This is a genomic window from Nocardia yamanashiensis NBRC 100130, from assembly GCF_001613325.1.
Lineage (GTDB): Bacteria > Actinomycetota > Actinomycetes > Mycobacteriales > Mycobacteriaceae > Nocardia > Nocardia yamanashiensis.
In genome coordinates, this window is record NZ_BDCD01000009.1 from 24,677 (window position 1) to 47,822 (window position 23,146).

Consider the following 23,146-nt stretch of genomic DNA (forward strand, 5'->3'; position numbering starts at 1 on the left):
CGCGGGCCCGCTTCGTATTTCGTGTGTAGTCGTTCTCAGCAGGGGAGGGGCTCAGCCCCTCCGGTCGCCCGCCGGGATCTGCCGCTCGATGAGTTCGGCCATGGTGCGGAGCTTGGCGGCGAACTCGCGCGCGGCGGCGGGATCCTCACCCGAGCCGCGCACCACCTTCTGGGTGAGCGCGGTGAGCCGGGATTCGGCGGTGCTGAACACATCCGTGGTGCGCGGCTGATCGTCCGGCAGATCGCCGCGCAGCCACGCGCGCAGCCGTTGCACCACTTCGCCTTCGTCGTAGTCGGCCGGCAGCACGCCGACCGCCTCCCGCAGCTTGCCCGCGGTGACCTTCACATCGGCGGCGAGGGTGGTGTAGACGGTCACCGCCGCGTCCTCGCCGTGCGCCGCCGCCACCGGCAGCAGCTCGCGAATCTGCCCTTCGTTGATGGACGGCGCCACCGGATGCAGTTTGGCGGCCAGCGGCCAGGCCCGAATCAGCTTGTGCGCGTACGACCGCTGCATATCCCAGCGCTTCTCGACATAGTCGTCGAAGCTGGCGTGATCGGACCGGTAGAGCCGCCCGTCGCGGACGATCTGAAGGGCCCGTCCCGCCGTCCAGAACGCCACCCGCAGTGCGTCGATGGAGGATTCGCAGACTTCGAGCTGTTCCCGCTCCCGTGTGCTCAGCGGCCCGTCGCCGGCTTCCGGCAACGGCATGTCGAGCACGTTCTGCTGCGCGGGCGGAGCCGCCGGCGCGACCGCCGCCGGCCCGATGATCGCGAGGATGGGATCGTCGGACCCGCCGCGCATCTCGGAGGTCACCGCCCGAAGCTGCGCCGCCCCATGCCATTCGGCGTCGCGCAGCGGCGAGACCGGTGGCGTGTGCTCGGCTTCGTCGGCGAGCGGATTGCGGGCGGCGGCGGGCGCTGACCCGCCGCCGATCGAGGACTTGCGCCGCTGCGGGGGCATCAGGCGGGCACCTCCACGGGAACGCGGGCGGCGGTCAGGTAGGTCGCGACGAGTTCGTCGCCCACCTGGCTGTACTCGCCGAGATCCTCGAGAGGATTCTCGGCCCCGTCTCCGACCTCACCGTCGGCGGCCTCGCGGTACCACTTCCAAGCGCTCACATAGGAATTGAACACCTCGTAGCCCGCGTCTTCGAGATTTCCGCGCTGCGACCGGTATTCGGTGGAGACATTGACGCCGTTCTTCATGGTGACCGGCACCTTGGTCATCAGCACCCGGACCCGGATCTCGCGTGAGCTCTCCGCGGCGGCCTCCTCGGCGGCCCGATAGGTACTGGGCACCCGCTTGACCTCGGAGGGGCTGACGCTGGTGACCAGGATCAGTTCGTCGCTCTCGGGCACGGCGGCCTTGAAGATATCGGCCGATTCCCCGCCCGCGTCGACGATGATCACGTCGTAGTTCCCGGCATTGTCGGTGATGCAGTCGTTGACGTGCCGGGACGGAAAGGCGATGAGCTCGAACGGTACCGGGATCTCGGCCTTCTGCAGCCGCCGGTACCAGGAGTACCCGGTCTGACTCAGTGGATCCGCGTCGATCACCAGCACCCGCAGGCGGTGTGTGTTGGCGAAATAGGCGGCGAGGAAGAACGCCGAGGTGGTCTTACCCACGCCGCCTTTGAGATTCCCGAGCGTGACCACGAGCGGTTCGGGAAGTTTCGGGGACGCAATGGATTCGGTCATGGACATCCTCCTGAGAATGGGGAGGGCACTGTAGATGCGGTCCAGTCTCACACGCGCGCGCGTGACGTCCCGGATTCGCCGCGCTGTTTCGCGGGTTTTATCGCTCGATCGAGACGAATTCCGGCTGTGTCCAATTGGACACAGCCGCCGATGTTTACGATTCCGTTATGAATAACACGCGTGTCATTCGACGCGGTCCTCGAGATTCCGGCGAAATATGCAATCTCGGATCTGCTGGCAGTACCGAACTGAACGAAGTGTGTAGGGAAACCGAATAGCTTTCACGGCTGGATCGGAGGACCGCAACATGGATACGATCGGTGACAGACAGAGGGTTCTGGATTTCTTGCCTCGCCTGAGCTGGCGAGCGCTGGCAGCGGTGCTGCTGGGTGCGGCGGCCGTAACGGTGGTGATGATGTGCACCGCGGGCGAGGCCCAGGCGAAGCCGGTGAGCGTTCCCGGTGTCGGCGAATTCGAGGTACCGAACGAGATCGCCGAGGTCGCCGCGAATTTCGGATTCCGTCCCGTGACGATTCCCGGGGTGGCCGATGCCGACGCCGCGCAAATGACCGCGGTCCCGGAAAACGAAACGATCGCCCCGGTGCGGACCGCCGTCGCCGCGGTGGAACCCATTCCAGCTCCGGCGGTTCCCGAATTCCGCAATGTCATGGTCGCCGGTTTCGGAAATGTGGCGATCCCGAACAGCCTGCCGCTGTTGACCGGAATTCCCGGCGTGACCGATGTGCCGGTCACCACTTTCCACGCGGCCCCCGCGCCCATGCCGAAGTCCAAGGGTGAGCGCGCCGTCGAGGCCGCCCACTCCCGGATCGGCTCCGATTACCGCGCCGGCGGCAACGGCCCCGATTCCTTCGACTGCTCCGGCCTGGTGCAGTGGTCGTATGCGCAAGCGGGCGTGGATCTCCCGCGCACCAGCTACTCGCAGCTGAACTCCGGCACCCCGGTCGCGCTGGACGATTTGCAGCCCGGCGATCTGGTGTCCTTCTACGGCGGCGGCCATTCCGCGCTGTACGCCGGTGACGGCCAGGTGATTCACGCCTCCACCTACGGCAGCGGCGTGACCGTCTCGCCGATGGACAATATGCCGGTCACCGGAGCGCGCCGCTTCTGAGTCGTCAGGGCAGTCCCGCGGAGTTCGTGCGCCGCACCAGTTCCGGATACGAGATGCCGTTCATTCCGGTCCACAGGTGCTGGGCCATCACCGGCAACCGGGCCCGCAACGGCCCGACGATCTGATCGGGAGTCATGGCGGTCGGATCATCACACCAGAGGAAGACCATGGAGCCACGCAACAGGCGCCGATCGGATTCGGGCAGGCGTTGCCCGTTGACGAAAAGCCCGGGGTCCCAGGCCCACAGCAATTCGGGCGGCGCGTTCAAATTGGCGGCCCAGCCGCCGGAGGCGAAATACGTGGGCGTGAACGCCGCATTGAGGATGGGATTGCCCCGCCGGGTGAACTCCTCGGGCGTGCGCCCGCCGGGCAGCCAGGGCAGCCCGCCCGCACTGGATGACCAGTACTGCACCACGATCTCGGATTTCGGCGTCAGCGCCGCCGCATGGTCGAAGCCGTCGTTCCAGGCGCGCGGGACCTTCCCGAAGGATTCGACGATCCCGGCCGCCCAATTGGCGAAGGCGACGATGACATCGCCCGCGACCGCATCGGGTCCGATGGTCCGGGCGGCGTATGCGCTCAACTGCGGATACCGGCTGTAGTCCGAGACGTATTCGTCGCAGCCGATATGCCAGTACCGCCCCGGGAACAGCGGAACGAATTCCCGCAGGATGTCCTCGACGAGCCGGTACGCGTCCGGGTTGGTGAGATCGATCTTCCCCGGAATGCCGCCGCCGATGAGACTGTCCTGGATCGCGTCGGTGGCGCTGGTGCGCTCCGGTTGCAGGATCAGATCCGGATGCCCGGCCAGAATGACGTTCATATGGCTCGGCATATCGATCTCGGGAATGATCTCGATCCCGTAAGCCGAGGCGTAGTCCACGATCTCGCGAATATCGGCGGCCGTGTAGTGCTCCGGCGAGGTGATCTCCGGATGCGCGGTACTGGCCAGCCGGAACCCGAGGGAATCGGACAGGTGCAGTTGCAGCAGGTTCATGCGCAGGTAGGCGGCTTCCCGGATGCGGGCCTTCACCCAGTCGACCGGGAAGAACTCGCGCGCGGTATCGAGCATGAGTCCGCGCTCGGGATAGTCCGGCCAATCCTGGGCGGTGCCACCGGGAACGGTATCGGTCTGGCGCAACCATTGCAGCGCGGTCTGGGTGCCGTGGACGATGCCCAGCCGGGTGGTCGCCGAAATGGTGAGCTGGTCGCCGACCGAGATCCGGTAGCCCTCGGCGGCAGCCGGCGCGGCGGCGTCGAGTCGCAGCACGATGTCACCGCTGCGCGCGGCGCCGCCGGTGGTGGCGGGTTTCCCGGCCGCGGTGAGGTCGGCGGCCAGCAGCCGGGCGGTCTCGGTCAGTTCCGCGTCGGCGATCACCCGGGCGTCGGCGGCGAGCCGGAAATCCGTTCCGCCCCCGGACCATTCGCGAATGCTCGGCATCGTGTCCGGAAGCTGTTGTGGCACAACCAGATTCGCGTGCAGCGCCGGTGCGTTCAGCAGGGCGCAGGCGATTGCCGCCGACAGGCAGGCCGCCGCCCGGAAACGGCGGCGGGGCGGACGGGTGAGGCCGGACATCCTGATCCCTTCGGCAAGGTGTCGAGACCGGCACAAAGTACCAGCGTTGCCCGATTCGTCCCGGTGACTCGGCGAATCGGAACTAGGATCCTGTCACGGGTAAAGCCCCCTGAGCGATATACCGATTTACCCCCGGAACTGGGGTGACAACACTTCGATCGACTGAATCCGAGGTGCGGAATGAGCACGAGGAAAGCTCTCCTGGCGGCCCGCCATCCCCTGGCGGCCGCCCTCGCGACGGTCACTTTCGCCGCGCTGAGCGTCATGACCGGCGCACCCGCACAGGCCGCGCCGGTATGCGCGGGCGCGGGACAGCCGACCGTCACGGTCGGAGTGGTCGGCGGCGCGGCCCTGGAGGGCCTGACCGTGGACGCGGCCGGCCGGGCCTTCACCACCGATCTGTGGTCCGGGCGGGTGTATCGCATCGACGCGCCGGGCGCGCCGCCGGTGCAGATCGCCACCGTGCCCAGTGGCGGCGGCGGTGCGCTGGCCTGGACGCCGGACGGGAAACTGCTGGTCGGATACGGTGCCGACGCCCGGGTGCTGATCGGCGACGCCATCCGGCACGCCGGGATCGTGCAGATCGATCCGGACACCGGGTTCACCCAGCCGTATGCGAGCGGTTTGAGCGCTGCCGACGGCATGGATGTCGCGGGCGACGGAATCATCTATGCCACCAATGATTTCGGCAATCTCATCGGCCGGGTGTACCCGAACGGTGTGGTGCAGGCGGATTGGGGGAGTCTGCCGAGTGCCAACGGCGCCGTCCTGTCCAGTAATGACGAATTCCTCTATGTGTCAAGGACTTTCGTCAATCCGGGCGTGAGCAGAATCCCGACCGACGCCCCGTGGGCCCCGCAATCGATGCTGGATCTGGGCGGCGGTGACTACTTCGCCGCGCCGGACGGCCTCACCCTGGATTCCCTGGACCGCCCGGTGGTGCCGCTGAATCCCTCCGGCCAGGTGGTCCGCATCGACGCCCCGCAGCAGTTCTGCGTCCTGGGCGTCGGCCCGCAGTTCACCAGCGTGCTCAGCTACGGCCGTGGCGCCCAGGGCTTTTCGGCGGGCCGCCTGTTCGGGGCCACCTTCACCGGCCAGGTCTACGAGATCCCCGGCGGATTCGATCCGGACGCCCGCACCGCCACGCCCTGAACCGCGGCGCCGACCGGTTCGGTGAGCAGGCCCACGATCATGGCGATGATGTGGTCCTGCGCCTCGGCCCGGTCGGCGGCGCTCTCGAACTGCTGGCGTTCGTAGTCGGCCAGCAGCGCGAACATGACCGTGCTCATGGCTTTCAGCCGGTAGCGCCGCATGGCGGGGGACAGCGCCGACATGGCCTTGTAGAGCCGCCCGACCAGCACCCGGGTGGCGGACCAGCGCTGCTCGTGCAGATCGGGTCCGCTCACCGCCGGATGCGCGCGGGCCTGTTCGAGGAAGCGCGCGTAATGCGTGGACCCCTCGCTGTAGGGCACATCGAACATGGGCCGCACCAGGATTCCCACCAGCGCCGCCACCGAATCGGGTGCGTCGGCGGCCTCGTGATCGGCGAGCAGTTCGGTGCGCCGCGATTCCAGTGCGGGCTGGTGCCGCTCGATGATGGCGCCGATGAGCCCGTCGCGGGAGCCGAAGTGGTAGTGCACGGCGGAGTTGTTGCGCTGGCCGGCGGCCACCGCGATATCGCGCAGGGCGACATCGGGTCCGCGTTCGGCAATGGTGCGCTCACCGGCGAGCAGGATGAGTTCCCGGGCGTCTGGGCTGGTCACGGAGCCACTATAGCGCTTTCCGGACACGGATTAAGCAAACTGGCTTCCATTTTTAAGCGGCTCTGATTAACTCGTGACCTGCTGGAACCCGGTGCGACCCGAGGGAAACGATATGCGATCACTGTCCGCCGTCCTGACCGCGCTGACCTGTCTCGCCGCGGGCGCCCTGCTCTCGGCGTCGCCCGCCGCGGCCGCCCCGCGCTTCGAACGCTATGTCGCCCTGGGCGATTCGTATGCGGCGGTGGGTGACCTGCTCGACCAGTACGGCACCCCGGGCTGTTTCCGATCGCACAAGAACTATCCGAGTTACCTGGCGGCCGCACTGCGGCCGGGGCAGTTCGTGGACAGCACCTGCGGCGACGCCACCACCGCGAATATGACCACGGCGCAGTTCGTCGGTCTCGGTTTCAATCCGCCGCAGTTCGACGCGCTGACGCCGGACACCGATCTGGTGAGCGTGAGCATCGGCGGCAACGATCTCAGCCTGCCGCTCACCCTTGGTCCGTGCGCGGCGCTGGCGGTCACCGATCCGGAGGGCAATCCGTGCGAGCGGTACAACTCGAGCGCCGGATTCGATCAGCTCACCGCCCGGATCGAGAACGAGATCCGGCCGCGGGTCGCCGCTGTGCTGCAAGGGATTCGGGATCGCCTGCCGGACGCCACCATCGTCGTGGTGAACTACCTGTCCCCGCTCCCGGCCGCGGACGGCTGCTGGCCCGCCGCGCCGTTCGCGCGCGGCGATGTCACGTATCTGACCGCGGCATTGCGCCGGTTCGCGACGATGCAGCTGGAGGTGGGCGCGGCCGTCGGCGCGATCGGCGTGGACGTGAATGCCGTTGCCGGACATGACATGTGCCAGCCGGCGGGCACTCGCTGGATCGAACCGCTGCTCCCTGCGGCAGCCACCACGCCTTTCCATCCGAATGCGAGCGGCACCCGGGCGGTCGCCGAACTGGCGGTCGCGGCGCTCGCGGACTGAGCCGGTCCGGTCGTTCGAATGATCGCGAACGCTACGTTGCGTTCACACTATTGATAATGAACGAATGAACACGAGAACGGTATAAAGCCAGGTAGATACACTATACAAGCTATCGAACCGGCTGCACCCCAAGGCAATTCCCCTGGTCGTGTGTTGCAATAGGAGGGCCCCGTTGCGCAAAGCTCGAGCCGCCTCGCAGCACTGATGAAGGAGAGCCGCCATGCCCGGAGGAAGACTCACGCCCGATGATCGGCGTCGCATCGCCTCCGGGCTGGCACAGGGTTTGGGGTACGCCGAGATCGCCCGGCAGCTCGGGCGGCCCACCTCCACGGTGAGCCGTGAGGTGACCCGCAACGGCGGCCCCGGTCGCTATCGCGCCGATCTCGCGCACGCCGCCACCGTGGTGCGTTCCCGCCGCCGGATTCCGCGCCCCAAACGCGTCGAAAGAGTCACCGGCGCGGACGAATACGGGCGCAGCTCCGAACAGATCGCCGAGTTCAGCGCGCAGTTCGGCGAACTGTTCACCCAGACCGGGCTGCCCAAGATGGCGGCGGCGGTGCTGGCGCGGTTGTACGCCGCGGATTCCGGCAGCGTGACGGCGGGGGAGCTGGTGCGGCACCTGAGCGTCAGTCCCGCAACGGTTTCCGCCGCGGTCGGCTATCTGGAGAGTCAGGAGCTGATCCGCCGCGAACGGGACGCGGGCACCCGGCGCGACCGCTACTTCATCGACGAATCCGCCTGGTACCGGGCCACTATCGCGGGCGCGCGGTCCAACGAGCGCCTCGCGGCCAAGGCGCGGGACGGCGCGGATTCGCTCGGCATCGCCACTCCGGCGGGCATGCGCCTGCTGGGCATGAGCGAGTACCTCGATCAGGTCGGCCGGGACATGGTCCGCTCGGCGGAGCTCTGGCGGGACAAGCTGAGCGGCTGAGGCCGACTTTCTTCGAGCCCCCATAGACATACATACCGTATGTATGTAACAGTGTGGAGGTACCCCAACATTGGAGAAGCGATGGCTCTCAGCGCATCACTCGGCCGGGCCCAGCAGATCGATCTTCCCGGCGGCCGCATCAGGTACCACGAAACGGGGGCGGGCGCGCCGGTCGTCTTCGTCCACGGCCTCCTCGTCAATGCCGATCTCTGGCGCAAGGTGGTGCCCGGCATCGCGGCCGCCGGTTACCGCTGCCTCACCCCGACCTGGCCGCTCGGTTCCCACGAAATCCCGGTCCCCACCGCCGATCTCAGCCCCACCGGCGTCGCCGATCTGATCGCGGCCTTCCTGGAACGCCTCGATCTCACCGACGTCACCCTGGTCGCCAACGACACCGGCGGCGCCATCACCCAGGTGCTGCTCACCCGCGACCGCTCCCGCATCGGCCGCGTCGTATTGTCCTCGGTCGACAGCCACGAGTACTTCCTGCCGCAACCGTTCAAGCTGCTCCCGCCGCTGGCCCGCATCCCCGGTGCGCTGCGCCCGCTCACCGAATCCATGCGCGTCCGCGCCCTGCACCGCCTGCCCATGGCGTTCGGCTGGGTGGCCAAACGCCCGGTGCCCCCGGAGATCGCCGATTCCTATCTGCTGCCCAGCCGCAATTCCGCCGCCATTCGAAAAGACCTGCGCCGCCTGCTGAAAACCCTGAACAAGCGCTACACCCTGGACGCCGCGAAACACTTCGGGGCGATCGATATCCCGATCCTGCTGGCCTGGGCGCGCGAGGACAAACTCTTCCCCGTCGCCAATGCCGAACGCCTGGCCCGCGAATTCCCCGACGCCACCCTGCGGCTCATCGACGATTCCTACACCTTCCTCCCCGAAGACCAGCCCGAGTTGCTCACCGAGGCGATCCTGGAGTTCACTCGGCTGCATGCCACGCCGTAGCCAGGAGGACCGCTCGCGCACCACCCGGGCCGCGCTCGAGGACGCCGGTCGCCGGCTGTTCACCGAGCGCGGTTTCGCGGGCACCTCGGCCGAGGATCTGGTCGCGGCGGCCGGTGTCACCCGGGGCGCGCTGCACCACCACTACGGCGACAAGCGCGGTCTGTTCCTGGCCGTGCTGGAGCAACTCGAGGTGGAGATCACCGCCGAGATCGAAACCGCCATAGCCACCGTCGATCCCGATGATCTGCTGGGCGGCATGGCGGTCGGCCTGAACGTCTTCCTGGAGATCTGCCGCCGCCCCGCAATGCTCCGCATGATGCTCACCGACGCGCCCACCGTGCTGGGCTGGCAGGCCTGGCGGGCATTCGAGACCGAGCACAGCCTCGGGCTGATCACCGCCCAGCTGGAACGCGCCCGCGCCGCCGGGCTGATCGCCGAGGCCCCGATTCCGGTGCTGGCGCAATTGCTGATCAGCGCGCTGAGCGAGGCCGCGCTCATCGTCGCGCACGCCGACGACCCGGATACCGCCGGAGCGCAAGCCCAGCAATCGCTGCTGCTGTTGATCGCCGGCATCCTGCGTTCCGGATAAAGACGTCCGATTGATGAATTCGTGAGCGAAGGTCTTGCGGCGGGCGGCGATCGCGCCTACAGTTCGCCGCTCGTGAGTACAAGTGCGACACGCGAATCGAGCAAACGGATTCGGATCTGGGGAGCGGTCGCCGCACTCGGGGTAATTGCCGGTTATGCGGTAGTTCTGCTGGCCGACGCCCGCCATTTCTACACCGATGACACCGAGGCGCAATACGCCCCCATGTGGGTGGCCCTGGGTGAACAATTGCGCGCGGGCCGCTTTCCGGCACTGCTGCCGTGGGAATGGATGGCGGGCAATTACACCCTGGAGGAAGCGGGGCTCTACAACCCGCCCCAGCTGCTGGTCTATCTGCTCGCGCCCTCGATGGACAATCTCGCGGTCTACGCCACCGTGGTGAAACTGATCTTCTCGATCATCGCGGCGCTGGGCGTCTTCCGGATCTGCCTGGCCTACGGCGCGCGGGCCCCGTGGGCGGCGGTGGCGGGCGTGGCGTTCCCGCTCAGCGGCTGGTTCCTGTTCTTCGACGAGGCCAGCTGGTTCACCTCGCACACCGGGACGGCGTGGATGCTGCACGCCTGGGCCTCGGCGGTGCTCTACGCGCGCGGGCGGCGCGGGCCGATCCCGCTGCTGATCTTCCTGTACCTGGCGCTCACCATCCAATACGCCTTTCCCGCGGTCGAATCCGCGCTGATGATCGTCGCGGTGCTGGCCGGGGAGTACATCTATCAACGGCAGTGGCGGCCCGTGCTGCGGCTGGCCCTGGCCTCCGGTTTCGCGGTGCTGACGGCGCTGCTGGCCAATCTCAACGGCTTCCTGTCCTCACAGGTGACCTGGCGCGGCAATGCCCGCATCCACAACGATCCGTTCCTGACGGTGCCGTGGTCGGAATCGCTCAATGCCAGCCTGCCCAGCACCACACCGGCTTTCACCGCCTGGTGGGGTCATGTGCAGCCGCTGCCCATGGTCTATATCGCCTGGTTCCTGATTCCGGCGCTGGCCTTCATCGACTGGCGGGCGGCGCTGCATTCGGCGCGCGAGCTGGCCGGGCCGGGGCTGTTCGCGGTGGCCGTGCTGATGTGGACGGCCGGTCCGGGCGCGATCGGGCCGCTGCGCTGGCCGGCGCGGGTGCTGCCCATGCTGGCCATCGTGCTGCTGGTGCTGGTGTGCGTATTGCTCAGCCGCCACGGCGTTTTCGCGTCCTCGCGCCGGCGGAACCTGGCCGCCGGCAGTTTGATCGGCCTGCTGTTCATCCGATCGGTGTCGGCCGCGCCGGATATCGCGGTGCGGCACGTGCTGGCGGTGGCCGCGGTGGCGGGGCTCGGGTGCGCGGCGCTGTGGCTGGCGCGCAATCGCGGGGTGGCGGTGGCGTGCGGGCTGATCATCGCCGCCATGTTCCCCATCGCCTACACGCAGGTGCGCAGTGCGCCGTCCACGCCGCTGTCCTACAACTTCCCGGAACGGCGTTCGGAGATGACCGCCGCCTTCCCCGATTTCCCCGGCGTCACTTTGCAACTCGCGGACCGGGCGGTGCTGACCCCGGAGGATCGCGATATCAGCGCCGCCTACGGCTCGCTGGCCATCGGCAATTACGGCAAGGCGCTCGGGCTGAAGTACGTCAACGCCTACACCCCGGTCGGGCACGCCGCCTTCGCCGGACTGCTGTGCATGGCCTGGGACGGCAGCACCTGCCCGGACGCCTTCCGTAAGGCGTTCGCCGTCGAATCCTCCACGGGGCGAACCATTGTCGATCTGATGCGGGTGGACCGGGTGGTGCTGCATCGCGCCCAGTACCCGGACGCGGGCGAGCGCCCGGCTCCCGAGGGCTGGGAGTGGGCGTCCTATCCGGGCCATGAGCGCTACATCTGGGTGCTGGAGCGGACCGGCGGCATCGTGTCGGCCGACAACAATCTGATCGCGCACACCGCACAGGTGCTCGCCACGCCGGTCGCCACCGACGGCACGGACGCCGTCACCCGGGTCACCTCCGGCGCCGGCGGACGGCTGGTGTTCGCCCGGCTGGCCTGGCCCGGCTATCGAATCACGCTGGACGGCCGGGAGATTCCGCACACCACGGTGGCCGGTACCTTCCTCGCCGTCGATATTCCGGCGGGCACCCGCGATGCCGAACTCGAGCTCACCTGGACGCAGCCCGGCCTGTACGCCGGGCTGGGCACGGCCGCCGCCGGGCTCACCGGAATCGGCCTGCTGCACTGGGCGTATCGGCGTTCACAGAGCCGGCGACCCGGGTGGACCGGGCCGGAAATGGTGCACGATGGCAATATCCGGGAACCGGCGATGAATTCGCTCGACGTAGCGGCGCAGCTGAGTTAGTTCGGCATTCAGCGATTGCCGGGCTTCGGGGGAGGGCGCGGTCTGCATCCGGCGGAGCAGTGCGGCGATTTGTTTCTCGAGTTCGCCCAGGAACACTCGGGCCTGGGCCGACTCGGGATCTTCGTGCTCATCGGGATCGTCGAATCCCCTGTACTGCATAGGGCCGAAGTATTCCACGCCCGGCCGGTCCCGCCGGGCGAATCGGATGGCGATCGGCCGAATTCGTTACGGCTAGGGCGCGTAGCGCAGAATTGCCGCCGCCGGACCGCCCTCGGGTATGTCCTCGGCGCGCACGGCGAGCACCCGGCCGCCGGAAAGCAGTGTGCGTCGCGCGATCTCGTCGAGTACGCCCGGTGCATCCCCGTTCGCGCCGGTGACCTGGGTGATCGAACCGTCGTCGGCCAGCCCGCCCGGCACCGCGGCGTCGATATCCACGAACAGCGCGTGCACGATGCCGTAGGTGGCGGCGCGCGCGATATCGGACAGCTCGATCACGCCGCGGCCGTCACTGCGGCGCTGTTCGAATTCACCACGCAGCTCGGCCAATTCGGCGGCGTAATGCTTGTCCAGGAGGGCGCGCGATTGATCGGCCAGCTCCGCGTCGGACAGTCGCTCGGGATTGCCGGAAATGCCTTCGTCCAGCAGATGGGGATAGGTGTTCACCGAGCGGAACAACGAGGCGGTGGGTTCGGTGGCGGCCAGAATCAAGGGAATGTCCAAGCCTGTCAATACACTTCGTAAAGCCTGATCCACCGCGCGGCAGTATTGCCGCACCCGGACCTTGCGGCCCTCGCTGCCCTGCAAACGCCCGTGTGGATTGCGGCCCAGCGGCGGAAGTTCCAGGTATGCCTGCATATTCGCGGGCAGGCCCGGCACCGGCGCGTCCTGGGCGGGCTGATCGGCGGTGATCTCCACCAGCCGGACCGCGTTCTCCGACAGCGCCAGCACGTATGCCGCCTGCGGGAAGGTGACGGTGCGCAGCAGCGGTTTGACGAGGAATTTCCCGCCCACCGTGGTGGCGGGTTCGAGCCGGTTCGGCACCCGGTAGGTGATCAGTTGCTCCGGGGTTGCGAATATGGCCAGCGTGCGGGACTGGAAGCGCCAGTAGTCCTCGTCCTCGAGCAGATCGGCGAACTCCTCGGCGAGCGCGGCGCGCGCCTCCTTGTCCTCGACGGCGTCCAGGGCCTGCTTCACCTGGTTCTCCACGGCCACCCGGTTCCGGTCCGGCGTGGGGGTATCGACCTCGGTCGGTGTGTAGACGGTGACGCACCAGGGGCCCGTCTGCCGGGCCAGGGCCAGGATCTCACTGTGCGTGGGGATATCGGTGTGCAGCATGCTTCGCCCTCCACGGAATCGGGTTCTCGGTGGGTGCAACGAGCGCTGAGGCTCACCGTACTCAGGGTAGCCAACCGATTGCTATCGCGCCCCCGCGCACAGCGGATCGGGTATCAGGCCTTGCGGTCCACCGCGGCCCAGGCGGTCAGCGCCACCACGCCGGACACCACGGCCACCGACGGCCACGCGCCGATCTTCTTGGCCAGCGGGTGCGAGGCGCCCATCGCGCCGATCGACAGCCCGGTCAGCGCGGCCGCCCCGCCGGTCCCGACGGTCTGACGCCACCGCGGCACCGACGCCGCCACACCCGCGCCGAAGACGACGCCGCCGAGCTGACGCTTCTTGGTGGCCTGCGCGAGCGCGAAGCCGCCGGTGAGGCCGCCGGCCGCGAGCAGGGCGGTGGGAACCGAGGGAATCCGAGCCATATCCAACTACCTCCAACAGAAAACATGCGGGATTGCCCCATCCAGCATACGAATTCCGGCCGCCGCTCCGATCCGGCCCGGATCCGCGGTTGTTCGCGCAGGTCTTGCTATGTTTCGGCACGCGGTGCCGACGCGGCCACCGGGAGGCGCGGGCGGTTGCGGTGCGGCGGAAACGGCCATCGAGAGGAGTTCTGGTGCGCGCTGATCCCTACGCCTATCTACCCGAGCTGCCCAGCTTCGCCCTGACTTCCGACGACATCGCCGACGACGGCGCCCTGCGCCTGGATCAGGCCGCGGCCGCGGTCGGCGGCCTGGACATCTCCCCGCAGCTGTCCTGGTCCGGATTCCCCGACGACACCCAGAGTTTCGCGGTCACCATGTACGCCCCGGACGCGCCCACGGTGTCCGGCTTCTGGCACTGGTGCGTGGCGAACATCCCGCCCGACGTGACCTCCCTGCCCACCGGCGCGGGCGACGGCTCCGCGCTCCCGCCCGGCGCGGTCACTCTGCGCGCCGACGCCGGGATCGCCCAGTACACCGGCGCCGCTCCGTCGCCGAACACCGGCCCGCACCGCTACTACTTCGCGGTGCACGCGGTCGGCGTCGACACCCTCGGCGTGGACGAGTTCACCAGCGGCGCGGTGCTCGGCTTCAACCTCTTCGCCACCGCGCTCGCCCGGGCCGTCATCGTCGGAACCTACGGCGGCTGAACGACTTCCGCGCCGGGCGCGCGGTCACTGCGCCCGCGGCCGCCGGTTGTCGACATTGGCGGTCAGGGTGGCGAGCAGGCCGGGCAGTCCGGCGACGGTAGCGGGCGGCAGGCCTGTCACGGTCTCCTGCGCGAGCTCGCGCCAGATCCGCTTGACCTGATCGACCAGATCCCGTCCGCTGTCGGTGAGTTCGACGACGGTGGCGCGTTTGTCGCCCGGTGCGGGGGTCCGGCGAATGTGGCCGGAGGCTTCCAGTTTGCGAGTCATCAGGGTGACGCTGGGCGGCTCACAGCCCAGCGCATCGCTGAGTTGCGCCTGGATGCGCGGGCCGGTGCGGGCCAGTTCGAGCAGTAGCGCCTCCTGCCCCGGATGCAAGCCGAGTGGGGCCAGCAGCGCGGCGGCCCGGGCGCGATGGCGCAGGGTCAGCAGGCGAATGGCCTGGTTGAGGGCATCGGCTTGCTCGAAGTCCACGGACACTCCTTGACAGGGTTTAGTTACGTGCATAACAGTTATGTGCGTAACTAACTCTATACCGAGGGAGCCGGACATGGCCGTGAAGGTCGCCGTCATCTACTACAGCGCCACCGGCGGGGTGCACGAACTCGCGCGAGCAGTGGCCGATGGGGCCGCCGCGGCCGGGGCCCGGGTGCGATTGCGGCGGGTGGCCGAACTCGCGCCCGACCGCGCGATCGATCAGAATCCGCTGTGGCGCAAGCACATCGATGCCACCGCGGACGTACCCGAGGCGAATCTCGAGGATCTGGCGTGGGCCGACGCGTTCGCCTTCGGCACGCCGACCCGGTTCGGTGCGCCCGCCGCGCAGCTCAAGCAGTTCATCGACCAGGCCGGGGGCCTGTGGCGGGAGGGGCGGCTCGCGGACAAGCCGGTGACCGCGTTCACCTCGGCGTTCAACCGGCACGGCGGGAGCGAGGCGACGTTGTTGTCGCTCGGAAATGTCTTCTACCACTGGGGATCTCTGATAGTGCCGCCGGGTTTCACCGATCCGTCGGTGTCCGAGGCGGGCGGAAACCCGTACGGCACTTCGCATGTGAGTGGTCCGGCCGGTGCGGGACCGGATGCGGCGACGCTGGCGGCGGCCGCCTATCAGGGGCGGCGATTGGCCGAAATCGCCATCCGGCTGCTGGGAGCGGAGCGCGTCGACGCGGAGGCCGGGGGTTTCGTGGGCGATGGTGGCGCCCGGCTCGCCGATGCCGGAGCGGTGAACGCATGAACCGGAACGCTGCGGGGGAAGCCTTGGGCGGCAACGTGATCCGGCAGGCGGGGCCGCGCGCCGCCGGGCTGGTGCTGGCGCTGGTCTGCGCCTGCCAGTTCATGGTGATTCTGGATTCGTCCATCGTGAACGTCGCATTGCCTTCGGTGCAGCGTGATCTCGGGTTCAGCGCGTCCGGGCTGGCGTGGGTGGTGAACGGCTATCTGCTCACCTTCGCGGGCTTCATGCTGCTGGGCGGCCGGGCCGCGGACCTGTTCGGGCAGCGGCGCATGCTGATCGCGGGCCTGCTGGTGTTCTCCGCCGCCAGCCTGGCCGGGGGATTGGCGACCGGTCCGGAGTTGCTGGTGGCGGCCCGGGTGGTGCAGGGCGCGGGGGCCGCGCTGCTGGCTCCGGCGACGCTGGCGGTGATCAATACCGGCTTCACCGAACCGCGCTCGCGGGCAAAGGCATTCGGTGCGTGGTCGGCGGCCGGAGGAGTGGGCGGGATGGCCGGGGCCGTCGCGGGCGGGGCCATCACCACCGGCTTGTCGTGGCGGTGGGTGTTCCTGATCAATGTGCCGATCGGTGCGGCGCTCATCGCGCTCGCCGTGCTCGCGCTGAGTGAGAACCGCACGGGGGCAAGGGAATCGCTCGATGTGCTGGGGGCGGTCACCGGGACTTCCGGCCTGGCCGCGCTGATCTACGGGGTGATGGGCAGCGCCGACCACGGCTGGGAGGCCGCCGAGGTGCTGGGACCGATCGCGGCCGGTGTGCTGCTGCTGGCCGTGTTCGTGGTCGTGCAGGCGCGCTTCGCGTCCCGGCCGATGATGCCCCTGCGGCTCTTCGGCATCCGGCGCGTGGTCCTGGGCAATGCGATGCTGCTGCTCTTCGGCTTCATCGCCATCGCCATGTGGTACTTCACCTCGCTGTTCCTGCAGAATGTGCTGGGCTACAGCGCCCTTCGCGCCGGACTCGGGCAGACGCCCGCCGCGGTCACCTTCCTGCTCGTCGCGCGCTATGCGGCCGCCCGGCTGCCCAGCCTCGGTGCCCGCCCCCTGCTGCTCACCGGCGGTGCGAGCTTCCTGATCGGGTTCGGCTGGCTCGCCCGGGCGCACGCGGACACCGGCTATCTCACCGGATTCCTCGTTCCCACGCTGCTGATCGCGATCGGTATCGGCGTCACCTTCCCGACCCTGATGGCCACCGCGACCGCCGATGCGCCCGCGGGCGACGCGGGCATAGTCGGCGGTCTCGCCAATACGGCCGCGCAGGCGGGCGGATCGATCGGCCTGGCCGTGCTCGCGGCGGTCGCGGGTCCGGTGACCGGGCAGCACGCCCAGGCCACCGGCTACGACCGAGTCTTCCTGGTGGCGGCCGGAATCGGCGTGCTCATCGCCGCGACCGGCCTGCTGCTGCCCGGCAGCTCACAGGTCGAAGACGCGGTCGGCGGGGTCGAGTAGGCCGACCGCCGCCGAGATCCGCGCGCACAACCGCCACGGCCGGTCATTGTCGGTGGTGGCCTTACCGCTGGTGAGGATCGCCCCCGACAAGCCGCGCGCCGGATCGGCCCAGCCGTACTGGGTGGTCAAACCGCTGCGGCCGAAATGCGTTTCGGTATGGCGGCCGAACTTGGACCGCCGTGCCCCGAGCTCGTACCCCGCCCGGCTGACCCGTCCGGCCGCCCCCGGAATCCGGTTCGCCGGCCGCACCGCCGCCCGCAGCGTCTCGGGCCGCATGATCCGCACGCCGTCCAATTCCCCGCCGCGCGCGAGGATTTCGTAGAACCGCGACAGTTCCTGCGCGGTGGTCACCAGATTCCCGGAGGGCAGCTCCGCGGTCAGGAAAGCCCGGGTCGCCGATTCGGAAACCGCCCCGCCCATCCCGCCGCCGAGCGCCCGCTTGGCGAGATAGCTCCACACCCGCGACGGCCCCGCCCCGACCTTGACGCTCGGCACCACCAGATCGACGTCCTCGTCCCGCACGCCGAAGTTGTTCCACCGGAACCCCAACGGCCGCAACACCTGTTCGCTCAAATGCTCCCGCATCGGCTTCCCGGTGGCGCGCTGCACCAGCAGCCGCTGAATCAGCCCGCTGGTCAGCGCGTGATAAACCCGGAACCGCCCCGGCCCCCAGCTCGGCTTCAGATCGGCCAGCGCCCGCACCGCCAGCTCCTCGTCCACCACCAGTTGATACCCCTTGTACGGCGGCGTCACGAACGGCACCCCCGCCGAATGCGACAGCACATCCCCGATCGTGATGCCCGCCTTGCCATTGGCCGCGAACTCCGGAATGTACCGGCACACCAGATCTTCCAGCGCGAACGCCCCCTGCTCGATCAACATGAACATGAGCGCCGCCGAAACCCCCTTGGCGGTGGAAAACCCGCAGAACGGCATCTCGGTGGTAACCGGCACCCGCTCCGCATCCGGCCCATCCCCCGGCGCATTCCCCCACCCATGCCCGATCGCCCGATTCAGCACCACCCTGCCATTACGCCGCAGACACACCTGAATAGCCGGCGTAGTCCCCAGCCGATACCACTCCCGCACCGCCTCCCACACCGACTCGATCGCGGCGGGATCCAGCCCCGCCGCAGCCGGATCATCCTCATAGCCGGTAGCCGTCACCGCCTCCAGATCAGCGACGATCGGCACCAGGGCATCGGCAGGAGCAACCATTCCGCCCAGGGTAGCGGCGCATGGCTACTTCATGAGCCGCAGCAGCCCCAGGTTCGGTTCCAGCGCGCCGTCCTGTCCCAGCGCCACGAAGTCCGCCTCCACCGCCGAGCGATCGAGCCGGCCCGCGCGCACGGCGCGATACCGCACGAACGACCACAGGAACACGTCGAGATCATCGAACCGGGTACCGGCCTCGACCACCTCCTCCTCGTGGAACCAGACCGCTACCTGGCCATTGGCGAGCACGACGAACAGATTGCCGCCGCCGTCCGCGCCGATCGAGTAGACATCGTCGTCGGTCAGTTCGGTCTCGTAATCGGAATCGAGGATGCCGCAATCGTTTCCGGCGAAATCGAAGCCGTAGGACCAGTCGAACACATCCAGGAACTGCGGCATCGTCCCCGAGCGGACCCGGCGGTCGAAAGCGGCCAGCGCGGCGGCCGACCCGGGGGACAGGCGGGTCAGGAACGGCGCTACCGGACGGGTCTGCGGCGGTATCCGCACCGGCTCGGCGTCGGGGAGCCAGCGTTGTAGATCGGTGTCGAGCTCCCGATCGGTGTAGCCGAACAGGTCGGCGACGGTAAGAGTCACGCGCGGATTGTATGAATTCCGAAGACCCGGCAAGAGGGCGATCTCAGGAGGCCGCGCGCTGCCGGTGCTGGGCCACGTGTACCCGGGTGGAGCAGCGGGTGGTGCAGAAGCGACGCCGGCCGTTGCGTGAGGTGTCCACGAAGACGGTGTCGCAACCGGTGCGGGCGCAGCTGCCGATCCGGGCGGGGTCCTCGCAGAACAGGGCGGCCAGGCCGAAGGCGGTGTACGCCTTCACTCTTTCGTCGATCGGTGCGGATTCGTCGGAGTAGTGCAGGTGCGGTGCGCGGCCGTCGTGGGTCGAAATGTAGGGCCGCCCGGCGGTTTTGGCGAGCAGGGCATTGAGGCGGTCGACGGTGGGATCGTGGAACACCGCGCCGAGTTCTCCGGCCCACCGCCGCAATTCGGCGTCCTGCCGCGCGTCGATGGTCCCGATCGGCTTGTATCCGCACTCCGCGAGCAGTCGCGCGAGATCCTGTCCGGGCGCGGCATTCACCAGCCGGGCGGCCAGTTCGGCGGCCACCCCGCCGTAAGGGTTGAAATGCACTGACTCATTACATCAGGGTGAAGTCATGTCCGCTACCTGCCCGGCTTGCTCTTGGCCCGCACCCGCCGTCGTCTCCACCCACGGCGCCATCCGCTACCTGCGCTGTGTCTGCGGCAAATGGCTGATCGCCGATGCGGACGGCGTGCTGGCGAGCGCGGGCGCCGGCGGTTTCGCCGACGCCCGCGAAACCAGCGGTCCCGCTACGGCAGCAGGTTCGGCTGGTCCACGGCCCACAGCCAGGTCCCGTCCGGCTGGCGGCGGGCGATCTCCACGGTCACCTCGCCGCTGGTCAGCGTGACCGCGGTGAGCGCCAGGTCGTCGCTGACCAGGGTCGGATGCTGCCGGCCGGGCACGAGCACCGGGGCGGCCGCCACGAACTGCTCGTACACCTTGCGGATCTCCGCGTGCCCGGTGGCCAGGCTGCCGGGCGGGAAGGCCAGCACGGCGTTCGGTTCGTACAGCGCCACCAGGCCGTCGACATCGCCGGCATTGGCGCGTTCGATGAAGAGCCCGGCCAGGTCGTCGGGGTGATTCGCAGCGGTCTTGTTCGTCATGAGCACCAGCCTTCCGGCTAATCACGACATCTTGTGTCAGGTATTCCGATAGACTTTTTTTCATGCGCGCCGACCGGTTGGTCTCACTGGTTTTGCTGCTGCGCCGCCGCGGCCGGCTCTCCGCCCCCGAACTGGCCCGCGAGCTCGAGGTCTCCACCCGGACCGTGCTGCGCGATATCGAGGCGCTGTCCGCGGCCGGGGTCCCGGTCTACGCCGAACGCGGCCGGCACGGCGGCTTCGCCTTGCTGCCCGGCTTCCGGACCGAACTCACCGGACTCAATCACGACGAGGCCCTCGCCCTGCTGGTCGCCGGATCACGCCGGGGCGCACAGGCTTTCGGACTCGGCTCGGCCCTCGCCTCCGGTATGCGCAAGGTGGTCGACGCGCTGCCGGAGGGCCATCGCGACACCGCGACCGATGCCGCCGAACGCTTGCTGATCGACCCGGACACCGACCTGCTCGCCCGCCGCGTGCACCCCGAGGAAGGTTCCGGCGCGGTGGTGGCCGCGGTGCGCCGCGCCGTCTTCGCCGGGCACAAACTGCGCATCCACTACGCGGCCGTGGACCAGGACCCGCGCTGGCGCACGGTCGACCCGATCGGCCTGGTCACCGTCCGCGACCACGTCTACCTGCTGGCGATCCGCGCGGGCGAGGACCGCACCTACCGGCTGTCGCGGGTGCTGGCCGCCGAGGAACTGCCCGAACCCGCCGACCGCCCCGACCGCGTCGACCTCGGCCGCGCCTGGCAGGAACGCAGCACCCGTTTCCGGACCGGCGGCGACCAGGTCAGCGTGCTGATCCGGCTGCACCCGGCGCGCCGCGAGGAATTGCTCGGCACCGCGCTGACCATCCGGAATGAGACTTCCGACACGGACGGCCGGCTGCGAATCGAGGCCGCGTTCCAGGATCGGCGGCACGCGGAATGGGCATTGTGGCAGCTCGCCACCGACGCGGAAGCCCTTGCCCCGCAATGGTTACGCGACAACCTGCGCGACCGCGCCGCGGAGCTGGCCGCCCGGTACGGAATGTCGCCTTGACCATTGCCGGATCCACGCGGTGTCATGGGTCGGGAGAACTGGGGGAGAATGTGGTCGTGAGTTATGCAATCAGCGAGAAATTCGGGGACCGGATCGGAAGATCGGCGGTCGTAGTGCGGACGGGTGCCGCGGCACTCGCCGGCGGCTAGTTCGATGTCCGATCGGGAAACACCGGGACGCGGATCCTTACCGGGACCCGGTGGCAACAGGTTCGATGCGGTGGAGCGGCTGCGCCGGAAGCTGGAGGCTTTCAAGCCCGCCGAGAGCGCGACGCCCGAAACGGGAGACGATTCGAAGGTCATCCGGCTGCCGCGCCGCCCCCGGCGCGCCTCCGAGGAAGCCGGCGAGCCGCCGCAGCGGCCGTGGCTGCGCGAAGGCGGTTCGGCCTACGACCCCGCGCCGACCCGGCCGGTGACCCGCCAGGAACTGCAACGCGAGACCGGCTGGTGGCCGGTCGACCCCGGCCGCGCGGGCCATCCCGCCCCGGAATCCGAGCCGGGCGCGGCCGAACACGACGGCAGCGTGATCGATCTCGGCGCCTTGCGCCGCAAGCGAGCCGGTGAGGACGCCCCGGCTCCGGGCAATCGGCGGCGGGTGCGCCCGCGCCGGATCGACAATGGCGAGGGCGCCGACGGCGGCCAGGACGACGATCGCGACTGATCGCTCCCTCCATCGGGGGAGGCCGAAATCCGCCTCGTGACCGACGCCGGGCCCGGTCGCGCTCCGTAGCGTCGAAGACCTCGGGTCGGACCGACAATCGCTGTCCGCCAATGTCATTCGACTGGAGGACGCGGTGCTTTCCGCCTTCGTACCGGCTCTGCGCACCCCGGATCTCCGGCGGAAGATCCTCTGCACGCTCGGGCTGCTGGCGTTGTATCGCCTCGGTGCGGCGCTGCCCTCGCCGGGGGTGAACTACGCCAAGGTGCGCGCGTGCGCCGAACTCGCCTCGGGCGGATCGTCGGCGGGGATCTATCAATTGATCGATCTGTTCTCCGGCGGCGCCATGCTGCAACTGTCGGTCTTCGCGATCGGCATCATGCCCTACATCACCGCGAGCATCATCACCCAACTGCTGGCCGTGGTGATCCCGCGCTTCGAGGAGCTGCGCAAGGAAGGCCAGGCGGGCCAGGCCAAGATCACCCAGTACACCCGCTACCTGGCGATGGCGCTGGCGGTGCTGCAGGGCACGACCCTGGTGGCGCTGGCCGCGCGCAAGCAGCTCTTCCGCGGCTGTGCCGAGCGGATCCTCTCCGACGATTCGATTTTCGGGATGGTCGTCATCGTGCTGGTCATGACCGCGGGCGCGGCGCTGGTCATGTGGTTCGGCGAGCTGATCTCCGAGCGCGGGGTGGGCAACGGCATGTCGCTGCTCATCTTCGCCGGTATCGCGGCGCGAATTCCCAGTCAGGGCAAGGCGATTCTGGACAGCCACGGCGCGCTGACCTTCGCCGCGATCTGCGCGGCGGTGCTGCTGACCGTGATCGGTGTGGTGTATTTCGAGCAGGGCCAGCGGCGGATTCCGGTGCAGTACGCCAAGCGCGTGGTGGGTCGGAAGCTGTACGGGGGTTCCTCGACCTATCTGCCGTTGAAGGTGAATCAGGCCGGGGTCATCCCGGTGATCTTCGCGTCCTCGCTGCTGTATCTGCCGAATCTGCTGGCGCAGTTGACCCAGCGGAGTTCGGGCGATCCGGCGGCGTGGCAGGAATTCATCGCGAAGTATCTGGTCGATCCGGCCAACCCGGTCTATGTCGCGGTGTACTTCGGCTGCATCGTCTTCTTCACGTACTTCTATGTCGCGATCACGTTCAACCCCGAGGAGCGCGCGGACGAGATGAAGAAGTTCGGTGGTTTCATTCCGGGCTATCGGCCGGGCCGGCCGACCATCGATTACCTGAACTATGTGCTCAGCCGTATCACCTTGCCGGGTTCGCTCTACCTCGGCGCGGTGGCCGTCCTGCCGACCCTGCTGCTGGCCGCCGGCGGTTCCGGCCCGGCCCGTAACCTCGCGTTCGGCGGCACATCGGTGCTGATCGTGGTGAGCGTCGGCCTCGACACCATGAAGCAGGTCGAGAGCCAATTGCTGAATACCAACTATGCGGGATTCCTCCGCTGAAGC

The 23,146-nt window shown here is 68.6% G+C and carries 24 protein-coding genes; 13 read left to right on the top strand and 11 right to left on the bottom strand.

Annotated features, from left to right (window positions below):
* Positions 1-51 precede the first annotated feature (51 nt).
* Positions 52-960: a hypothetical protein gene (locus NY1_RS09165; RefSeq protein ID WP_067710462.1), complete on the bottom strand. Its 909-nt coding sequence runs from the start codon at positions 958-960 to the stop codon at positions 52-54.
* The gene (locus NY1_RS09170; RefSeq protein ID WP_067710464.1) at positions 960-1,697 is read right to left on the bottom strand and encodes a ParA family protein; all 738 of its coding nucleotides are present in this window, start codon (positions 1,695-1,697) and stop codon (positions 960-962) included. Before NY1_RS09170 ends, NY1_RS09165 begins: the two co-directional genes overlap by 1 nt.
* A 346-nt stretch (positions 1,698-2,043) precedes the next feature.
* Between NY1_RS09170 and NY1_RS09175 the strand changes: the two genes are divergently transcribed.
* Positions 2,044-2,826, top strand: a complete 783-nt coding sequence (locus tag NY1_RS09175; RefSeq protein ID WP_233434259.1) for a C40 family peptidase — start codon at positions 2,044-2,046, stop codon at positions 2,824-2,826.
* A 4-nt stretch (positions 2,827-2,830) separates the two neighbouring features.
* Here the strand turns inward: NY1_RS09175 and NY1_RS09180 are convergent, their stop codons facing one another.
* Positions 2,831-4,402, bottom strand: coding sequence for a beta-N-acetylhexosaminidase (locus NY1_RS09180; RefSeq protein ID WP_067710466.1), 1,572 nt, complete (start codon positions 4,400-4,402; stop codon positions 2,831-2,833).
* Positions 4,403-4,582: 180 nt separating this feature from the next.
* Between NY1_RS09180 and NY1_RS09185 the strand changes: the two genes are divergently transcribed.
* Positions 4,583-5,554 (top strand): SMP-30/gluconolactonase/LRE family protein, encoded by a 972-nt coding sequence (locus tag NY1_RS09185; RefSeq protein WP_067710468.1) that lies wholly within the window; start codon positions 4,583-4,585, stop codon positions 5,552-5,554.
* Here NY1_RS09185 and NY1_RS09190 read toward each other — a convergent pair.
* The gene (locus NY1_RS09190; protein ID WP_169815325.1) at positions 5,503-6,165 is read right to left on the bottom strand and encodes a TetR family transcriptional regulator; all 663 of its coding nucleotides are present in this window, start codon (positions 6,163-6,165) and stop codon (positions 5,503-5,505) included. The two genes, NY1_RS09185 and NY1_RS09190, sit on opposite strands and share 52 nt — an antisense overlap.
* Positions 6,166-6,277: 112 nt before the next feature.
* Between NY1_RS09190 and NY1_RS09195 the strand changes: the two genes are divergently transcribed.
* The 5 genes from NY1_RS09195 (at position 6,278) to NY1_RS09215 (ending at position 11,946) form a co-directional block, all read left to right on the top strand.
* Positions 6,278-7,144 carry an SGNH/GDSL hydrolase family protein gene (locus tag NY1_RS09195; protein WP_067710707.1) on the top strand — a complete coding sequence of 289 codons (867 nt, stop codon included), beginning with the start codon at positions 6,278-6,280 and terminating at the stop codon, positions 7,142-7,144.
* 220 nt (positions 7,145-7,364) lie between these two features.
* On the top strand, positions 7,365-8,075 hold the full coding sequence (locus NY1_RS45535; RefSeq protein WP_067710472.1) for a GbsR/MarR family transcriptional regulator: 711 nt from the start codon (positions 7,365-7,367) through the stop codon (positions 8,073-8,075).
* A gap of 81 nt (positions 8,076-8,156) precedes the next feature.
* Positions 8,157-9,023 carry an alpha/beta fold hydrolase gene (locus tag NY1_RS09205; protein WP_067710474.1) on the top strand — a complete coding sequence of 289 codons (867 nt, stop codon included), beginning with the start codon at positions 8,157-8,159 and terminating at the stop codon, positions 9,021-9,023.
* Complete coding sequence (locus tag NY1_RS09210) at positions 9,010-9,612, top strand: TetR/AcrR family transcriptional regulator (protein WP_067710476.1); 603 nt, start codon at positions 9,010-9,012, stop codon at positions 9,610-9,612. Before NY1_RS09205 ends, NY1_RS09210 begins: the two co-directional genes overlap by 14 nt.
* A 108-nt stretch (positions 9,613-9,720) precedes the next feature.
* Entirely contained in the window at positions 9,721-11,946 is a 2,226-nt protein-coding gene (locus NY1_RS09215) for a hypothetical protein (RefSeq protein WP_084534838.1), read from the top strand.
* A 231-nt stretch (positions 11,947-12,177) separates the two neighbouring features.
* Here NY1_RS09215 and NY1_RS42725 read toward each other — a convergent pair whose 3' ends face one another.
* Positions 12,178-13,281 carry a baeRF11 domain-containing protein gene (locus NY1_RS42725; protein ID WP_067710478.1) on the bottom strand — a complete coding sequence of 368 codons (1,104 nt, stop codon included), beginning with the start codon at positions 13,279-13,281 and terminating at the stop codon, positions 12,178-12,180.
* Between the two features lie 113 nt (positions 13,282-13,394).
* On the bottom strand, positions 13,395-13,706 hold the full coding sequence (locus tag NY1_RS09225) for a hypothetical protein (RefSeq protein WP_067710480.1): 312 nt from the start codon (positions 13,704-13,706) through the stop codon (positions 13,395-13,397).
* Positions 13,707-13,897: 191 nt separating this feature from the next.
* Here NY1_RS09225 and NY1_RS09230 point away from each other — a divergent pair, with 191 nt between their 5' ends.
* Entirely contained in the window at positions 13,898-14,416 is a 519-nt protein-coding gene (locus tag NY1_RS09230) for a YbhB/YbcL family Raf kinase inhibitor-like protein (RefSeq protein ID WP_067710709.1), read from the top strand.
* 24 nt (positions 14,417-14,440) lie between these two features.
* Here NY1_RS09230 and NY1_RS09235 read toward each other — a convergent pair whose 3' ends face one another.
* A complete protein-coding gene (locus NY1_RS09235; protein ID WP_067710482.1) occupies positions 14,441-14,887 on the bottom strand; it encodes a MarR family winged helix-turn-helix transcriptional regulator in 447 nt (148 codons plus the stop codon).
* A 76-nt stretch (positions 14,888-14,963) separates the two neighbouring features.
* Here NY1_RS09235 and wrbA point away from each other — a divergent pair, with 76 nt between their 5' ends.
* Both wrbA and NY1_RS09245 read left to right on the top strand, forming a co-directional pair.
* The gene (wrbA, locus tag NY1_RS09240) at positions 14,964-15,647 is read left to right on the top strand and encodes an NAD(P)H:quinone oxidoreductase (RefSeq protein ID WP_067710484.1); all 684 of its coding nucleotides are present in this window, start codon (positions 14,964-14,966) and stop codon (positions 15,645-15,647) included.
* A complete protein-coding gene (locus NY1_RS09245; protein ID WP_067710486.1) occupies positions 15,644-17,086 on the top strand; it encodes an MFS transporter in 1,443 nt (480 codons plus the stop codon). Before wrbA ends, NY1_RS09245 begins: the two co-directional genes overlap by 4 nt.
* On the opposite strand, the gene NY1_RS09250 is transcribed toward NY1_RS09245, so the two are convergent.
* The 4 genes from NY1_RS09250 to NY1_RS09265 form a co-directional block, all read right to left on the bottom strand.
* Positions 17,051-18,304, bottom strand: coding sequence for a serine hydrolase (locus NY1_RS09250; RefSeq protein ID WP_067710488.1), 1,254 nt, complete (start codon positions 18,302-18,304; stop codon positions 17,051-17,053). The genes NY1_RS09245 and NY1_RS09250 overlap by 36 nt on opposite strands.
* Before the next feature lie 24 nt (positions 18,305-18,328).
* The gene (locus NY1_RS09255) at positions 18,329-18,895 is read right to left on the bottom strand and encodes a hypothetical protein (protein WP_067710490.1); all 567 of its coding nucleotides are present in this window, start codon (positions 18,893-18,895) and stop codon (positions 18,329-18,331) included.
* Positions 18,896-18,938: 43 nt separating this feature from the next.
* Positions 18,939-19,439: a CGNR zinc finger domain-containing protein gene (locus tag NY1_RS09260; protein WP_067710492.1), complete on the bottom strand. Its 501-nt coding sequence runs from the start codon at positions 19,437-19,439 to the stop codon at positions 18,939-18,941.
* A gap of 200 nt (positions 19,440-19,639) precedes the next feature.
* Positions 19,640-19,993: a YybH family protein gene (locus NY1_RS09265; RefSeq protein WP_067710494.1), complete on the bottom strand. Its 354-nt coding sequence runs from the start codon at positions 19,991-19,993 to the stop codon at positions 19,640-19,642.
* A 62-nt stretch (positions 19,994-20,055) separates the two neighbouring features.
* On the opposite strand from NY1_RS09265, the gene NY1_RS09270 reads away from it, so the two are divergent.
* The 3 genes from NY1_RS09270 (at position 20,056) to secY (ending at position 23,143) form a co-directional block, all read left to right on the top strand.
* The gene (locus tag NY1_RS09270; protein ID WP_067710496.1) at positions 20,056-21,030 is read left to right on the top strand and encodes a helix-turn-helix transcriptional regulator; all 975 of its coding nucleotides are present in this window, start codon (positions 20,056-20,058) and stop codon (positions 21,028-21,030) included.
* Positions 21,031-21,249: 219 nt separating this feature from the next.
* A complete protein-coding gene (locus tag NY1_RS09275; protein WP_067710498.1) occupies positions 21,250-21,690 on the top strand; it encodes a hypothetical protein in 441 nt (146 codons plus the stop codon).
* A 133-nt stretch (positions 21,691-21,823) separates the two neighbouring features.
* The gene (secY, locus tag NY1_RS09280) at positions 21,824-23,143 is read left to right on the top strand and encodes a preprotein translocase subunit SecY (RefSeq protein WP_067710500.1); all 1,320 of its coding nucleotides are present in this window, start codon (positions 21,824-21,826) and stop codon (positions 23,141-23,143) included.
* The last annotated feature ends 3 nt before the right edge of the window (positions 23,144-23,146 follow it).

What these genes read in the sequence shown, in the direction of transcription:
- NY1_RS09185 (WP_067710468.1), top strand. Translation starts at nt 4,583, where the DNA reads ATGAGCACGAGGAAAGCTCTCCTGGCGGCCCGCCATCCCCTGGCGGCC.
- NY1_RS09250 (WP_067710488.1), bottom strand. Translation starts at nt 18,304, where the DNA reads ATGGTTGCTCCTGCCGATGCCCTGGTGCCGATCGTCGCTGATCTGGAG.
- NY1_RS09195 (WP_067710707.1), top strand. Translation starts at nt 6,278, where the DNA reads ATGCGATCACTGTCCGCCGTCCTGACCGCGCTGACCTGTCTCGCCGCG.
- NY1_RS09265 (WP_067710494.1), bottom strand. Translation starts at nt 19,993, where the DNA reads ATGACGAACAAGACCGCTGCGAATCACCCCGACGACCTGGCCGGGCTC.
- NY1_RS09210 (WP_067710476.1), top strand. Translation starts at nt 9,010, where the DNA reads ATGCCACGCCGTAGCCAGGAGGACCGCTCGCGCACCACCCGGGCCGCG.
- NY1_RS45535 (WP_067710472.1), top strand. Translation starts at nt 7,365, where the DNA reads ATGCCCGGAGGAAGACTCACGCCCGATGATCGGCGTCGCATCGCCTCC.
- NY1_RS09165 (WP_067710462.1), bottom strand. Translation starts at nt 960, where the DNA reads ATGCCCCCGCAGCGGCGCAAGTCCTCGATCGGCGGCGGGTCAGCGCCC.
- NY1_RS09180 (WP_067710466.1), bottom strand. Translation starts at nt 4,402, where the DNA reads ATGTCCGGCCTCACCCGTCCGCCCCGCCGCCGTTTCCGGGCGGCGGCC.
- NY1_RS09225 (WP_067710480.1), bottom strand. Translation starts at nt 13,706, where the DNA reads ATGGCTCGGATTCCCTCGGTTCCCACCGCCCTGCTCGCGGCCGGCGGC.
- wrbA (WP_067710484.1), top strand. Translation starts at nt 14,964, where the DNA reads ATGGCCGTGAAGGTCGCCGTCATCTACTACAGCGCCACCGGCGGGGTG.
- NY1_RS42725 (WP_067710478.1), bottom strand. Translation starts at nt 13,281, where the DNA reads ATGCTGCACACCGATATCCCCACGCACAGTGAGATCCTGGCCCTGGCC.
- NY1_RS09270 (WP_067710496.1), top strand. Translation starts at nt 20,056, where the DNA reads ATGCGCGCCGACCGGTTGGTCTCACTGGTTTTGCTGCTGCGCCGCCGC.
- NY1_RS09205 (WP_067710474.1), top strand. Translation starts at nt 8,157, where the DNA reads ATGGCTCTCAGCGCATCACTCGGCCGGGCCCAGCAGATCGATCTTCCC.
- NY1_RS09170 (WP_067710464.1), bottom strand. Translation starts at nt 1,697, where the DNA reads ATGACCGAATCCATTGCGTCCCCGAAACTTCCCGAACCGCTCGTGGTC.
- NY1_RS09245 (WP_067710486.1), top strand. Translation starts at nt 15,644, where the DNA reads ATGAACCGGAACGCTGCGGGGGAAGCCTTGGGCGGCAACGTGATCCGG.